Raw genomic sequence first — 14,455 nt, forward strand, 5'->3', positions numbered from 1 at the left:
TTCAAAGTGAAACGCTTTCATATAACAGCCTGCCGACAACTCAATATTTGTAAAAAGATGACGACAATTTTCAAGTATGTTCTTCTCCTATTCGGACAGACTTTTAGGTAAGGGGAGGAATGGAAAATGACTCGGTATCTTTACATTATTTTAATCTTTTTTGTTGGATTAGGTTTTCTTCCTGTTATTAATGGGAACAACACTATCGAAGCCAATCATTTATTAGACATTGAAAAGCTTGACCAAGCCATTATACATTCTCAAGGTCAGATAACTGAATGGTCTCTATATGCAAGAGAAAACAAAAAAAGCTTCACGAATAAAGGGTTTGCCAAATATAGTACTACTATGCAAGAAAGATTTTCTGATTTTGAGTGGGTGACGAAGAAATCAGCTGAAGAGGTAATGGTTGTGGGACAACGTCAGACGTCTCACGGGGAAGAAACCATTAAGTTGCAGCATACCCTCACAAACAAGCAGTCCGTTTCGTATAGTATGTATGAAATGCGCGGAGATCAGAAAGCGTTGGGAGAAAAGACGAAGCATTATATCAAGACTGAATTTATCCCAAATATGGAAATCATTTTTACTACTAAACCTATGATTTTCTCTTGTATAAAAGGCGAATTCAATGATAAGCTTGAGAAAGTTTTGTCGAATCAGGCTGTCGAACTAATGTCGAAATTAGACGCTAAAGAACTGGAATCACTTAAAGAAGAAGACTTTTATTCCATTTCAGCTTACTCGGAACAAATGTCACGGACTATACCAACAAAAAATGATGATATGAATATACAACTAGGTCTACGGAAAAGCGGAATGGGCGCTAAGACAACCTTTGTGATTGGCACACCCATCCTAATTATTGAATATTAATATAGAGAAATTGGACGCGGAGGGGAATACTCTTGGAAAAAATTATCGTCCGCGGCGGTCAGCGTTTAAGCGGTACAGTGCAAGTTGAAGGAGCAAAGAATGCCGTTTTACCAGTCATCGCTGCTACATTATTAGCAAGTGAAGGAAAAAGTGTCATTAAAAACGTACCACCACTCTCCGATGTATATACGATTAATGAAGTATTACGTCATTTAAATACAGATGTAGAGTTTAACCATGGTGAAGTCATCGTGAATGCATCAAGAGAGTTGTTTGTGGAAGCACCGTTCGAATATGTTCGAAAAATGCGTGCATCCGTTCTTGTAATGGGATCATTACTTGGACGTACAGGTAAAGCACGTGTTGCACTTCCTGGTGGATGTGCGATTGGATCAAGACCGATTGACCAACACTTAAAAGGCTTCGAAGCAATGGGAGCAAAAGTGAAGGTAGGAAATGGTTTCATCGAAGCTGAAGTAGACGGAAGACTGAAAGGTGCCAAGGTTTATCTGGACTTCCCAAGCGTTGGGGCCACAGAAAACATCATGATGGCTGCAGTCCTTGCAGAAGGAACAACAATCCTTGAAAACGTCGCAAAAGAGCCTGAAATCGTCGACTTAGCCAACTTCCTTAACAAAATGGGAGGAAGCGTAGTAGGTGCAGGTACTGGAACGATCCGTATCGAAGGTGTAGACCGTCTATACGGTGTCGAGCACAGCATCATCCCAGACCGTATCGAAGCGGGAACTTTCATGGTGGCTGCTGCCATCACTCAAGGTGATGTCCTGGTAAAAGGTGCGATTCCAGAACATTTATCATCATTGGTTGCCAAGATGGAAGAAATGGGCGTTACAATTATCGATGAAGAAGAAGGTCTTCGTGTCATTGGACCGGAGAAATTAAAATCTGTCGATATCAAGACAATGCCTCATCCTGGTTTCCCAACAGATATGCAATCTCAAATGATGGCATTACTTCTAGCAGCTGACGGCACAAGCGTCATCACTGAAACAGTTTTCGAAAATCGTTTCATGCATGCTGAAGAATTCCGTCGTATGGGAGCAGACATTAAGATTGAAGGCCGCTCTGTAATCATGAACGGACCAACGCCTCTTCAAGGAGCAGAAGTGGCTGCAACGGACCTACGTGCAGCAGCAGCTCTTTCGATCGCAGGTTTGGTAGCAGATGGTTACACTCGAGTGACAGAACTTAAGCATTTAGATCGTGGATATGTGAACTTCCATCAGAAGCTTGCAGGCCTTGGTGCCGATATCGAGCGTGTGAAAGAAGTGGAGGAAACACCTGTTTCCGAGCAAGACATGATTAAAGATGCGTAAGCATTAGATAGGAAGGTGAGCTTTTCTTTTATAGAAGAGCTTGCCTTTTTTGTTTGGATTGAGAGTCTGGCTGGGTGTGGAAGCTAGCTGTAACTCAGGTTGTTTTGGTAAAATAAGTTAATTGTCTGGATTATTGTTGATTTCGGCTGGATTCTTTCCAAGTTCACCAATCCCAAACAACTTCCCTCGTTAAAATCACTCTTAAAAGATTCATAATTGCTTGTCCACTACCATACATATGAAAGAGAGTGGAGAAGTGTGCTAGGACATTCTCCTATTTAATCTTTCATTGGAGGCCGCGAACATGAAGCATTTGAAACCAGTACTGATCATCTTCTCAATCTTTATCAGCATCATTTTTATTGTACCTACTCTTCTCGTGCTCCCATTTTCATCAGAAAAGGAAACGGCAAACTTAGACGAAAAGCTAAAAGATACGCCAACCGTTGAAAAGCTGGCGAACTCGGTTGAGGTAGCAGTCTATCGCTCCAACCAGGACCTGATCGAGAAACTTCCTTTGGAGCAGTATGTAGTAGGGGTAGTAGCTGGTGAAATGCCTGCAGATTTTGAAAAGGAAGCGTTAAAAGCTCAAGCACTTGCAGCAAGGACGTATATTGTGAATCAGCTTTTACTTGAGGACTCCACTGTTCCGAAGGGTGCCGATGTGACAGATACCGTCTCTCATCAGGTTTATAAGAACCAGAAGGAGCTTGCTGGCCTCTGGGGTGCCGACTATGACTGGAAGGTCAAGAAAATATCCGAAGCGGTGCTTGAAACGATGGGGCAGGTGCTGACCTATGATGGTAAGCCCATTACGGCAGCCTTCTTCTCAACGAGTAATGGTTACACAGAAAACTCAGAGGCTTATTGGCCGAATGAATATCCATATTTAAGAAGTGTCGAAAGCCCTTGGGACTCTACGTCACCCAAATACGAAGATCAAAAGGTTATCCCAATCAAAGAGTTTGAGCAGAAACTGGGCGTAACCCTGCCAAAGGATGGCTCGGTAGGAACGATCACATCAAGAACAGAAGGCAAAAGGGTAGCGAGTGTTGAAATAAACGGCAAAGGATTCTCCGGCCGTGATATAAGAGAAAAGTTAGAACTGAGATCCTCAGACTTCACTTGGTACCTGAAGGATGATCATATCGTCATCGCTACAAAAGGATATGGCCACGGAGTCGGTATGAGCCAATACGGAGCAAACGGAATGGCGAAGGAAGGCAAGGATTATCAAGACATCGTCACGCATTACTATAAAGACGTCAAAATAACAGAGTCAGATAAACTCCTGCAGAAAGTGACAGCACAAAGATAATAAAAAGGATTGAGTCTATAAGGTCAAGGTGACCAGACTCAATCCTTTTTTAAATATGCTTCAAACTTCTTCATCTTTCTCGTTAAAGCATGATCAGGCTTTTTAAAATATGTCCGGTTCACAATCCAGAAAAGGACAGTGACCCCGATCAGATCCTTGGCAGCATCAATCATCGTTGCCGACCGATACGGAACAAAGGATTGATGAATTTCATCTACAAACCCATAAAAGACCGCAATTAACGCAACGGTAAAATTCAAAGTGAATCGAAGCTTTCCATGTGCCAACAGAGCGACCACAAATAATCCATATAAAATACCGAATTCGATTAAATGAAGAGATTCTTTAATAAAACGATCCAACTGATTATCAGGAAAACGAATGACGGCATCATCCGGATTACTCGACATAATCCAGATAAGAATCATATAGAGAAAAGGCGCAGCTGTCAGCACATATGTAAGTAACTTCTTCATATGCAGCTCGTCCTTTCTATTTTTTTATATTGTATCATGCAGGATAGTATTTTCGTTAACAATCTAGAATTGCAGGACCTGCGCTATTCTTAAGGTTGTTGTTTTAAATTGTTATGTAAAAAAAGAATCTCAGTAAGTTGATTCTCGCTGCAGGCGCTCGACTCCTGCGGAAATAGCGGGACAGGTGAGACCCCGCAGGCGAAGCCGAGGAGGCTCACTGCCCGCCACGCAGAAAGCGAGCGTCCTGTAGCGGAAATCAACTACTACTGCTTCTGTTAAAATACGAAAAACGCATAATAAAAAGAAATATTTCATCTTATTTTTAAAATCATACATATTTTCCATCCCTTTGTCGAAAGATAAGAATTAAAAAATTTTTTTGCGAATGTGTATATATTTTCTGAATTCTGTTCAGAATGATTGCTGAGGTGATGAAAATGAGAGAGGAAGAAAAGAAACAACCTTCTCAAAACTTTTTGAAAAGACGTTGGGCATACCCAGCAATCTATTTAGCAAGTGCAGCAATCATTATCACGGGGATTCTGTGGTACCAGGCAGGAAATGATGTAAACGAGAAAGCCAAGGATTACAGCTATGATGGAGTTCCTACTGATAATGAGTTCAACCAGCCTGCAGAAGAAGTCAATCGTTCATTGGAAAACTTTGTAATGCCTGTTGCAAGCCCTGAAGACACAGTCATCGAAAAACAATTCTACGATACTGAAGCATCAGCGGAAGAACAGGAAGCTGCCCTAGTCGTTTATGGTAACATGTATTATCCGAACCAAGGAGTCGACATCTCTAAAGATGGAAAAGAATTCGATGTTCTGGCTGCCATGAGCGGTACAGTCACAAAGGTTCAAGAAGATTCCCTACTCGGAAACACGATTGAAATCGAGCACAGCAAAGGAATCGTTACTCGTTATCAATCAGTCAAAGACTTTGAAGTCGCGGTTGGAGATGTAGTAGATCAAGGACAAGCTATCGCTAAAGCAGGTAAGAGCTTATTCAATGAAGAAGCTGGTGTTCACGTACACTTTGAAATTCGTAAAGCAAATGTAGCAGTGAATCCACTGGAGTACTTCAATAAGTCCCTTGCAACACTTCAAGAAGCGCAATTAGAAGACAAGAAGGTTTCAGGTGAACAGCCCGATGCTGAAGCTGCACAGGAAAACGCAGCTGAAGATCAAGCTAGCGAAGACAAAGCCACTGAAGACAAAGCAACAGAAGATAAAGCAACAGAAGAAAACGGTGCTGACGATGCAGCTGAAGAAAAACCGGAAGCTGAGCAAAAGCCGAAACAAGAAAATGCTGATCAAAAAGACGACGCAGCCGGTAATGGCTCTGACGTAAAAGACGAAGAATAATCATATAGATGAAGAAAGACTGACCGGTGAATTCCGGTCAGTTTTTTTGTTTTCAGATATATTCCCTTTGTCGCCTCATCCATATAAAAATTTCCTCGGAAATTCGACAAAGGAATTATTTTACTGGTAAAGCATTTCCAAGCCATTCCATTCTACTAATGTAATTACTTATTTCAATATCTTTATTGTAGTAAAATGATTTATTTATATAGGGAAAGATCAAGTGCAGATTTGTCGTTTTTTCTTTATTGACCAGGCTTTTTTCAAAAAAGATAATGAGGGCATGAATAAAATTTCAGAAAATTAAATCTTTACTAGTGGGAGGTCGTGTGATTAAGGAGACGCTTACAAAATCAGGAGGTGAAACGTTGCTTTACTTCATCGCGATTTTACTCATAACAGGGGGAAGCATTTTTCTTGCGCTGAGAAAGAAACGGGCTTTCTTCTTAACCATTCCATTCTTGTCTTTATTCATTTACTTTATTTTTCAAATCGCCATGGTCCCGATTCCGTTTTTTGAGACCGTGAAATTTATTTTCAGTTTAAAATAATGAGCTTGAAAAGGGGTTACATAAATGAAGAAGATCGATAGAGCAAAAGCGGATCAGTATTTTAAGGAAAAAAACCGTTATATGGGAATGTATTTAGTGATTTGGCTCGTCTCTTCCTTTGGGGTCGTGCTGTTTGCTGAAAGCCTGTCAACAATCACCCTCAATGGCTTTCCGTTTCACTACTTTATGGGTGCCCAGGGGTCGATTGTCATTTTCATCATCTTACTATACGTAAATGCGAAGGTGAGCGATGGAATCGATAAAAAGTATGGAATAGATGAAAGTAAAAATGAACAGATCAGTTACGGAAAAACACTCGATCATTAAACGGCTTCAACCAAATATAGAGCATAGCAGGGGGAAACGATAAATGGATACTCAGTTTTTAGTATCAACGTCGATTATTCTGTTGACGTTTGCGTTATATATCGGAATTGCTGTTTATAACAAAGCGAAAGCGACATCGGACTTTTATGTAGCAGGCCGTGGTGTACCGCCAATCTTTAATGGGATGGCCATCGGGGCCGATTGGATGAGCGCGGCATCATTCATTGGACTGGCTGGTACCGTCATGATCCTCGGGTATGATGGACTTGCCTACATAATGGGGTGGACGGGGGGATATTTGCTGTTGACCTTCTTACTTGCCCCACAGCTCAGGAAATATGGACGCTATACAGTACCGGAATTCATCGGGGATCGTTACAACAGCCACACGGCCCGCGTCATTGCCGCGATCTGTACGATCATTATCAGTTTCACGTATAGCATCGGTCAGCTATCGGGTTCAGGAGTCGTAATCGGGCGTTTATTCGAAATCGATGCCAAAGTCGGTACGATGATCGGGGTCGTCCTCATCGCCTTCTACGCAGCCTTCGGGGGGATGAAGGGGATCACGTGGACGCAGGTAGCTCAGTATGTCGTTCTTATTATCGCTTATTTAATTCCTGTTATATTTATGTCCTTACAAATTACCGGAAACCCCGCACCTTGGATTTCCTATGGGGAACTGGTAGGGAAAATCGGGGAGCTCGATCGTGAGCTTGGGGTCTCGGAATACTTCGCTCCTTTTACAAACGGTACGAAGTGGCAGTTCATGGCTCTAATGTTTACGTTGATGGCAGGGACCGCGGGACTTCCACACGTCATCGTTCGATTCTATACGGTTTCTACAATGAAAGCGGCTCGCTGGTCAGGAGCATGGGCCCTTCTTTTCATCGGACTTCTCTATTTATCAGCACCTGCATACGCAGCGTTCTCCCGCTTTATTTTAATGACAAAGGTAGCGGGCAGCCAAATCAGTGACTTGCCTTCCTGGACGAAATCATGGGTGGATACAGGTAAATTACAGGTCGCAGACGCAAATGGAGATGGAATCCTCCAGTGGAAGGAAATCATCATCTCCAATGATATCGTGGTAATGGCAACACCGGAAATTGCGAATTTAGGCGTATTTGTTATTGGTCTCGTTGCGGCTGGTGCCATGGCAGCGGCGTTATCGACAGCAGGCGGACTGATGATCGCAATATCGTCTTCCTTTGCTCATGATATTTACTACCGTGTATTCAAACCGAACGCAACAGAGAAGAATCGTCTGGCGGTTGCCCGTTGGTCGATCGTCATCGCGACTGTGCTCGCCGGGATCGTGGCACTCAATCCTCCAGGCGTTATCACTCAAATCGTCGCCTGGGCCTTCGCACTGGCGTCAGGAACGTTCTTCCCGGCCCTCTTACTCGGAGTATGGTGGAAACGGTCCAATGCCCAAGGGGTAATCGCAGGGATGCTCGTAGGGTTAGGGGTGACCCTTACGTATATCTTCCTGGCAAGATCGGGAGTTACCCTATTTGGCATCATTGATACGGGGGCAGGAGTGTTTGGCGCAGCGGCAGCCACTATTGCCAACATTGTCGTGTCACTGATGACGAAAGCACCTTCTCAAAAGATTCAAGAAGAGGTAATGGATCTCCGTTACCCGGAACAAATGACCTTCAAAGACGGAGAAGTTTGGGTGAACGACGATGTCGACTTCAAGGCCTGACCAATCATTTCAAGAAGCTGTACTCCTTCATCCCTTCTTCAAGGGGATGGAGCGGAGTACGGCTCTTTCTCTTTTTACTGAGTGTAAGCGGCTTGAGGTGGGAAAGCACTCTACCATTCTTAAAAGCTTTGAACATCGTCTGGGACTCTATCTTGTTGTAGAGGGGGAAGTAGAAGTTGTTGTGACAAAGGAAAAAGAAGAGATTCTCGAAATGATTTCGAGGGATGGGATCGTCGGCTTATCGAGTCTGTATTCTGTACTGAATACAGATGTGGAGGATAGTGTGTATTCCTCGGTTGAGGTCAAGGCGAAAGAAGATTGCCTGCTCTGTCTCGTTCCGTATACTAGTTTGCAAAACTATTGGAATGAACCTTATTTGAAGAATTTTTTATTGGAGGAAACATCGAAACGACTTCAGGATGTTTATTATTCCTTGTCCCATCAAGTGGGAGTGGCGCACGGGCTTGAAGAGCGGACAACGATTCTGAAGCGGGTGAGTGATGCCATGACGAATTCAGTTGTAACTGTCAGCAGTGATGATTCCCTGGGGGAGGCAGCTAGAGCCATGGGAGAAAATCGGGTCAGCTCGGTCATCATTCTGGAAAACAATCGCATCACAGGAATCCTGACAGAAAGAGACCTCGTCTCCAGATGTCTTGCAAGGTCCGTCCCTCTCACCAAACCAGTAAACATGGCCATGACCCCCAACCCAACCGTCATCACCCGTTACGCCTACCTGTATGAAGCCCTCGCAGTCATGATCGATCACTCCATCAAACACCTGCCCGTTGTCGGGGGTAAGGAGAGGGACGGACCTATCGTCGGCATCATCACCCTCCACGATGTAATGAAAGCGAATCATATAGGTGCCCTGACGAGTGCAAGGAAATTGGAGAACAAGGATTTTCCCCTGGAAAAGGTTAAACCTATGGCAGAGTCGATGCTTGCGAGCCTTTGGAAAGCACAAGCTCCTGTGTTTCACATACTCGATTTCATGTCGGGGCTATTCGATCGTATATATCAGCGAATCTTAAGGCAGGTTGAGGAGGAATTGCATCAGGAAGGACGTGAAAGCCCTTGTTCGTATGCTTTTTATGTCATGGGCTCAGCAGGAAGGAAAGAGCAGTATATGCTCACCGACCAAGATCATTTCCTGGTTTATGAAAGACATAGTGAAGAAGCGGTGGACTATTTCTATGACTTTGCTGAAAGGGTCGTCGTTGCATTGGAAAAGGCAGGACTAAGTCTTTGTGACGGAGGAATGATGGCAAATCAGAGAGCGTGGACAGGAAGTATGGATTCCTGGCAGGAAAGATTGAGGGAATGGTCTCTCCATTCGTCAGAAGAAACACTATTGAAAGTGCAAAACTTCTTATCTTACCGTTTTTTATTTGGGGATGAAGCACTTCATTCAGCATTTGAAGAAGCCATAAAAGATCAGCTGCGCAGTGCGAAAATATTGTTGGTACGGCTGGCTCAAGTTGAAAATTCCAAGCAGGTTCCTGTCCTGCACTCCTCCATCCGATCAATATTAGGAATGGACCTAAAAATAGTGTCCATTAAGAAAGACATTCTGTTTCCTTTTCATCATGCCTTACAGATCTTGAACGCTGCTCATGGAAACACCTCGGGATCAACAAGAGAGAAGCTGGACTTTTTGAAAGAAAAACGGTCAATTTCGTCGGAATTTGCAGAAGAATTATCCGGAGCATTCGAGGAATTCATGAAGCTCTATATAGAGTTAAAGCGGATGGGTAAGGGAGATACGATACACCTCTCCTCACTCTCTACCCGTAAAAAAGAAAATCTATATAAGAGTGTGAAAACGATTCGTGAATTTCAACATATGATGCTGTCTCATTACTCATTAACATAGAAGGGATGTGTAGATCTTCATTTTTTCAAAGAAAAAGATCGAATGTCCGCTGCACTATGATTCAGTCCCCTTAAACAGTAAAATCAAAGACCTGAAGTTTGTTGTCTTCGATACAGAGACGACAGGATTCCGCGTCGGAGCGGAAGACCGGATGCTGGAAATCGGAGCGGTTATAGTGGAAGGGTATGAAGTAAAGGAAAACATCACATTTCAGACATTTTCCAATCCTCATCGACTCATTTCTCAGGAAATAATCCAGCTGACGGGAATTCAGTCAAAGGATGTCGAACAAGCTCCGGAAGCAGGGGATGCCATCCATGATTTCTTCGCTTTTTTAGAAGGGAGTACCGTGAATAGTCTGGTTGGTCACTATGTTAGCTTTGATGAACTCGTGCTGAAGAGTGAACTGAAGCGAGCCGGACTTCATCTACAGATGGCACCGAGCCTGGATACGCTTAATCTAATCGGATATCTTTCGCCCTCTTACGATATGAGAGATCTTGAGCGATATGCACAGTTATTCGGGACCAGGTTGTACCCGAGACATCGGGCGTTGAACGATGCCCTTATGACGGCTTATTTGTTTGTGGAACTATTGGAGCAGTTAAGAGATCGGAAGGTGGAAACCTGGGGGGAGTTGGTTCGGGTCAGCCGGGGTAGTGGGTGAAAGGTGATACATATCGGATATATTCCCGTGGACGATTTCCCTCCGGAAACCAAGTGAAGGTCCGTCCCTAAGAGTGATTTTTCAGAAAATCAACCTCAAACCTTGTCCTTATTGTGTTTTTTGTGCATATATGTGGGCACAAGCTAATAAAATGATACAAACCTATCAAAATAGAGAGTGTTTGAGGTGAGGAATCGTCGTTATATCATTGATCATTAGCTGAATATTTGTTTATATGTTGTAACATCAGAAAGCTGCCGTGCTTTAAATAAGGCTTTCTGCCGCTTGCGCATGGGTCTATGTGTGCATGCGGTCTATACTATTTCATTGATGCGAATGCGAGTCTCATTTCACACTTCTCACATCCAATTTAGGGAGGTCGAGTGGTGTGCACGATTACATCAAAGAGAGAACAATCAAGATTGGTAAGTATATCGTGGAGACGAAAAAAACTGTTCGTGTAATTGCGAAGGAGTTTGGCGTGTCCAAAAGTACTGTCCATAAAGATCTAACAGAACGACTGCCAGAAATTAATCCAGAACTCGCAAATGAAGTCAAAATAATACTTGATTATCATAAATCTATCCGGCATCTACGAGGTGGAGAAGCGACGAAGCAAAAATACAAAAAAGAAGAGCTCCACAGCTAACCAAAATACGCCAAGCCCCAGAAAGATGGGTCATGCTTGGTGTGTTTTTGTTTTATGTTGGTATATGAAGCGGTTTTGCCTGTTGAATTTACGTCTTTTTTTAACAGTTAAATATTGATTGGAATTTACCTGTTAAAAATCCTCTGAAGTTCAACAGTCTAATAAATACGGTATTTTAACAGGTAAACAAAACGCTCACTTGTAGCAGGTAAAAACCACCCCATCCCACCCAACTTCACCAAACCTTAACACTCCTGTAACATCCTCCTCCAATCTCCCTATACTTTTCCAATTAAATAACAAACTCAATACATTTTTTTGACAAAAAATATCTACCTTCGACATATTTATGGTAAAATAATTAATTAGGTGAAAGTTTTGACTTAACGTTTTTACGTAATGACATTAAGATGAAACCATAGATGAAATATGATGATGAATTTGTAAAAGAAGAAGGGAGAAACACAAGATGTTCGCGAAAGATATTGGGATTGACCTTGGTACGGCTAATGTTTTAATTCATGTTAAAGGAAAAGGGATTGTCTTGAATGAGCCTTCGGTTGTGGCTTTGGACAAGAATACAGGTAAGGTATTAGCGGTTGGAGAGGAAGCGCGCCGCATGGTTGGGCGTACTCCTGGAAACATTGTGGCGACTCGTCCGTTAAAAGACGGGGTCATTGCTGACTTTGATGTAACAGAAGCGATGCTGAAGCATTTTATAAATAAATTGAATGTTAAAGGGTTTCTTTCCAAGCCAAGAATCTTGATATGCTGCCCAACGAACATCACAAGTGTCGAGCAAAAAGCGATCAGAGAAGCGGCTGAAAAGAGCGGTGGGAAGAAAATTTATTTAGAAGAAGAGCCTAAAGTCGCTGCGATCGGTGCAGGAATGGATATTTTCAACCCAACCGGAAACATGGTCGTGGACATCGGTGGAGGAACGACTGATGTTGCGGTCCTTTCCATGGGTGACATCGTAACGAGTCAGTCCATCAAGATGGCCGGAGATAAGTTTGATCACGAAATCCTGAACTATATTAAAAAAGAGTACAAGCTTCTCATCGGAGAGCGTACAGCGGAAGATATCAAGGTGAACATCGGGACGGTATTCTCAGAAACATTAGATGAAGACCGAAAAGAAATGAGCATCCGTGGCCGCGACATGGTGTCCGGTCTGCCACGCACGATTACCGTAACATCAACGGAAATCGAAGGAGCCCTTCGTGAATCAGTGGCAGTGATCGTACAAGCTGCTAAGAATGTTCTTGAAAAGACTCCACCGGAATTATCAGCGGACATCATTGACCGCGGTGTTATCTTAACTGGAGGGGGAGCGCTTCTTCACGGAATGGATACCCTTCTTGCAGAAGAACTGAAAGTACCGGTCCTTATTGCTGAAAACCCGATGGATTGCGTAGCGATTGGAACAGGGTTGATGCTAGAGAATATCGATAAAATTTCAAGAAGAAGCATTATATAATTTTTTATAAAATATTGCACCATTCATCCGATATAAAAACGGCAAAGTTATGAGGTGAAAATATGTTTCGCGGATTTTATACAGTAGCATCGGGAATGCTTTCCCAGCAGCGAAAGACTGAAATGTTGACGAATAATATGTCGAATGCGAATACACCGGGTTATAAAGCGGACCAGGCATCGATGCGGGCATTTCCGGAAATGCTCATGGAGCGGATGGATTCTACGTCGATTCCCACAGAGAACAAATTATCCCTTCCATTCAATCAAAAAGTGGGAGCCCTCAATACGGGCGTGTATATGCAGGAAACAATCCCTTCCTTTTTACAGGGGGATCTGCAGGAGACTGGAAGAAGCCTGGACATTGCACTCCTGGACGTGTCGATGCCGGCTAATGAAGAAACGGGATCGAAGGGATCGGTGTTTCTGGCGGTTGAAGGTGCAGACGGAAATCCCCGCTATACACGAAACGGAAACCTGACTGTGAACGGAAACGGATTTCTCACGACAAACAGCGGTTTTTATATTTTGGATGAAAATGGCGAGCGTATTCAATTAGACAGTGATCAGTTCGCTGTTGGGGAGAAGGGTCAGATTCTAGTCGATGATAACGTTGTGGCTACTTTGGGTGTAGGCTATTCAGAAAATCCGAACCGACTTGTGAAACAGGGAGATGGGCTATTTGCAACAGAAGGAAATGTGCCTCTACCTGATGCCTATGAAGAAGCCGATGTTTCTTTTACCACCAAGCAGGGATTCCTTGAAAGGTCGAATGTCGATGCATCCCGAACAATGACGGATATGTTATCTGCGTATAGAGCCTTTGAAGCGAATCAGAAAGTCCTCCAGGCGTATGATCGAAGTATGGAAAAAGCAGCTAACGAAATCGGCCGTGTCAACTGATAGTTAAAGATTGTAAATGAATTTCGTCACTCAATACCTTATAATAGGGGGGAACACGTCATGAATCGAACAATGATTACAGCAACCAACACATTAGGTCAATTGCAGAAACAAATGGACATGATTGGTCATAATCTGTCGAACGCAGATACAAATGGATACAAGCGCCGGGAAGCGACATTCTCAGAGTTACTTGTGCAACAGGTGAACAATCAGCGTGTGGAAGAGTTTGAAACAGGCAGACTTACCCCTCTTGGAGTAAGGGAAGGCAGTGGTGCAAAGCTTTCACAATCTCAACTGATCCTGAATCAGGGTTCTTTGAAATCAACGGGTCGCTCGCTTGATTTTGCTTTAACCAGTGGGGGGCAGTTCTTTAAAGTCCTTGCTCAAGATGACAATTCAAGTGCCGTTCGTTATACGAGAGACGGAGCATTTTTTGTCAGTCCAACCGGGAATGGGGAAGCGATGCTCGTGAACGGAAGCGGATTACCGGTCCTGGATGAGAACGATAACTATATTACTTTTTCAGAAGACGCGTCTTCTTTCCAGTTAGGGGATAATGGAATCCTGACGGTTGCGGGTGCAGGCGGCGTAGAAGAGCAATTCAACCTGGGGATTGTCACGGTTGAAAAGTCTCAATTTCTACAGCAGTTTGGCGGCAATCTGTTAGGTTTTGCAGAGAACCTTAACGAACTCGGGGTTACGGAAGAAGAGGTCGTAACGAATATCGTTGGAGGAGCACGCTCTGATATTTCAATGGTTCAGAATTCATTAGAGTCCTCGAACGTTGATATCAGCAAAGAAATGACGGACATGCTGAATGTCCAACGATCATATCAATTTCAGGCCCGCTCGATCTCCCTTGCAGATCAAATGATGGGCCTTGTAAATGGGATACGCTAAAAGGAGTTAAATGCT

The 14,455-nt window shown here is 43.4% G+C and carries 14 protein-coding genes; 13 read left to right on the forward strand and 1 reads right to left on the reverse strand.

Going from position 1 to position 14,455, the window contains the following annotated elements; genetic code table 11:
- The first annotated feature begins 126 nt into the window (after nt 1-126).
- The 3 genes from FZC88_RS21275 (at nt 127) to spoIID (ending at nt 3,531) form a co-directional block, all read left to right on the forward strand.
- Nucleotides 127-876 (forward strand): YwmB family TATA-box binding protein, encoded by a 750-nt coding sequence (locus tag FZC88_RS21275; protein ID WP_148971183.1) that lies wholly within the window; start codon nt 127-129, stop codon nt 874-876.
- Nucleotides 877-908: 32 nt separating this feature from the next.
- Nucleotides 909-2,213: a UDP-N-acetylglucosamine 1-carboxyvinyltransferase gene (gene murA, locus FZC88_RS21280; RefSeq protein WP_113969226.1), complete on the forward strand. Its 1,305-nt coding sequence runs from the start codon at nt 909-911 to the stop codon at nt 2,211-2,213.
- Nucleotides 2,214-2,517: 304 nt separating this feature from the next.
- Nucleotides 2,518-3,531 (forward strand): stage II sporulation protein D, encoded by a 1,014-nt coding sequence (gene spoIID, locus FZC88_RS21285; protein WP_148996345.1) that lies wholly within the window; start codon nt 2,518-2,520, stop codon nt 3,529-3,531.
- 38 nt (nt 3,532-3,569) lie between these two features.
- On the opposite strand, the gene FZC88_RS21290 is transcribed toward spoIID, so the two are convergent.
- Nucleotides 3,570-4,007 (reverse strand): VanZ family protein, encoded by a 438-nt coding sequence (locus tag FZC88_RS21290; RefSeq protein ID WP_148996346.1) that lies wholly within the window; start codon nt 4,005-4,007, stop codon nt 3,570-3,572.
- Between the two features lie 437 nt (nt 4,008-4,444).
- Between FZC88_RS21290 and FZC88_RS21295 the strand changes: the two genes are divergently transcribed.
- From FZC88_RS21295 to FZC88_RS21340, 10 genes are all read left to right on the forward strand, one after another.
- The gene (locus FZC88_RS21295) at nt 4,445-5,374 is read left to right on the forward strand and encodes a M23 family metallopeptidase (RefSeq protein ID WP_148996347.1); all 930 of its coding nucleotides are present in this window, start codon (nt 4,445-4,447) and stop codon (nt 5,372-5,374) included.
- A gap of 368 nt (nt 5,375-5,742) precedes the next feature.
- Nucleotides 5,743-5,925 carry a hypothetical protein gene (locus FZC88_RS21300; RefSeq protein ID WP_148971215.1) on the forward strand — a complete coding sequence of 61 codons (183 nt, stop codon included), beginning with the start codon at nt 5,743-5,745 and terminating at the stop codon, nt 5,923-5,925.
- A gap of 24 nt (nt 5,926-5,949) precedes the next feature.
- A complete protein-coding gene (locus FZC88_RS21305) occupies nt 5,950-6,252 on the forward strand; it encodes a DUF4212 domain-containing protein (protein ID WP_148996348.1) in 303 nt (100 codons plus the stop codon).
- Nucleotides 6,253-6,295: 43 nt separating this feature from the next.
- Nucleotides 6,296-7,963: a sodium:solute symporter family protein gene (locus tag FZC88_RS21310; RefSeq protein ID WP_148971178.1), complete on the forward strand. Its 1,668-nt coding sequence runs from the start codon at nt 6,296-6,298 to the stop codon at nt 7,961-7,963.
- Nucleotides 7,944-9,839, forward strand: coding sequence for a DUF294 nucleotidyltransferase-like domain-containing protein (locus FZC88_RS21315; protein ID WP_148996349.1), 1,896 nt, complete (start codon nt 7,944-7,946; stop codon nt 9,837-9,839). The genes FZC88_RS21310 and FZC88_RS21315 overlap by 20 nt, the downstream gene beginning before the upstream one ends.
- A gap of 49 nt (nt 9,840-9,888) precedes the next feature.
- Nucleotides 9,889-10,506 carry a 3'-5' exonuclease gene (locus FZC88_RS21320; RefSeq protein WP_316247554.1) on the forward strand — a complete coding sequence of 206 codons (618 nt, stop codon included), beginning with the start codon at nt 9,889-9,891 and terminating at the stop codon, nt 10,504-10,506.
- A gap of 388 nt (nt 10,507-10,894) precedes the next feature.
- Nucleotides 10,895-11,155 carry a sporulation transcriptional regulator SpoIIID gene (gene spoIIID / locus FZC88_RS21325; RefSeq protein ID WP_064091916.1) on the forward strand — a complete coding sequence of 87 codons (261 nt, stop codon included), beginning with the start codon at nt 10,895-10,897 and terminating at the stop codon, nt 11,153-11,155.
- A gap of 469 nt (nt 11,156-11,624) precedes the next feature.
- Nucleotides 11,625-12,635, forward strand: a complete 1,011-nt coding sequence (gene mreB, locus FZC88_RS21330; protein WP_113969218.1) for a rod shape-determining protein — start codon at nt 11,625-11,627, stop codon at nt 12,633-12,635.
- A gap of 62 nt (nt 12,636-12,697) precedes the next feature.
- Entirely contained in the window at nt 12,698-13,537 is an 840-nt protein-coding gene (locus tag FZC88_RS21335; protein ID WP_148996351.1) for a flagellar hook-basal body protein, read from the forward strand.
- A 60-nt stretch (nt 13,538-13,597) separates the two neighbouring features.
- Nucleotides 13,598-14,440: a flagellar hook-basal body protein gene (locus FZC88_RS21340; RefSeq protein ID WP_148996352.1), complete on the forward strand. Its 843-nt coding sequence runs from the start codon at nt 13,598-13,600 to the stop codon at nt 14,438-14,440.
- The last annotated feature ends 15 nt before the right edge of the window (nt 14,441-14,455 follow it).

Origin of the sequence: Rossellomorea aquimaris (assembly GCF_008180865.1) — a bacterium.
In the GTDB taxonomy this organism is placed as follows: Bacteria; Bacillota; Bacilli; order Bacillales; family Bacillaceae_B; genus Rossellomorea; species Rossellomorea yichunensis.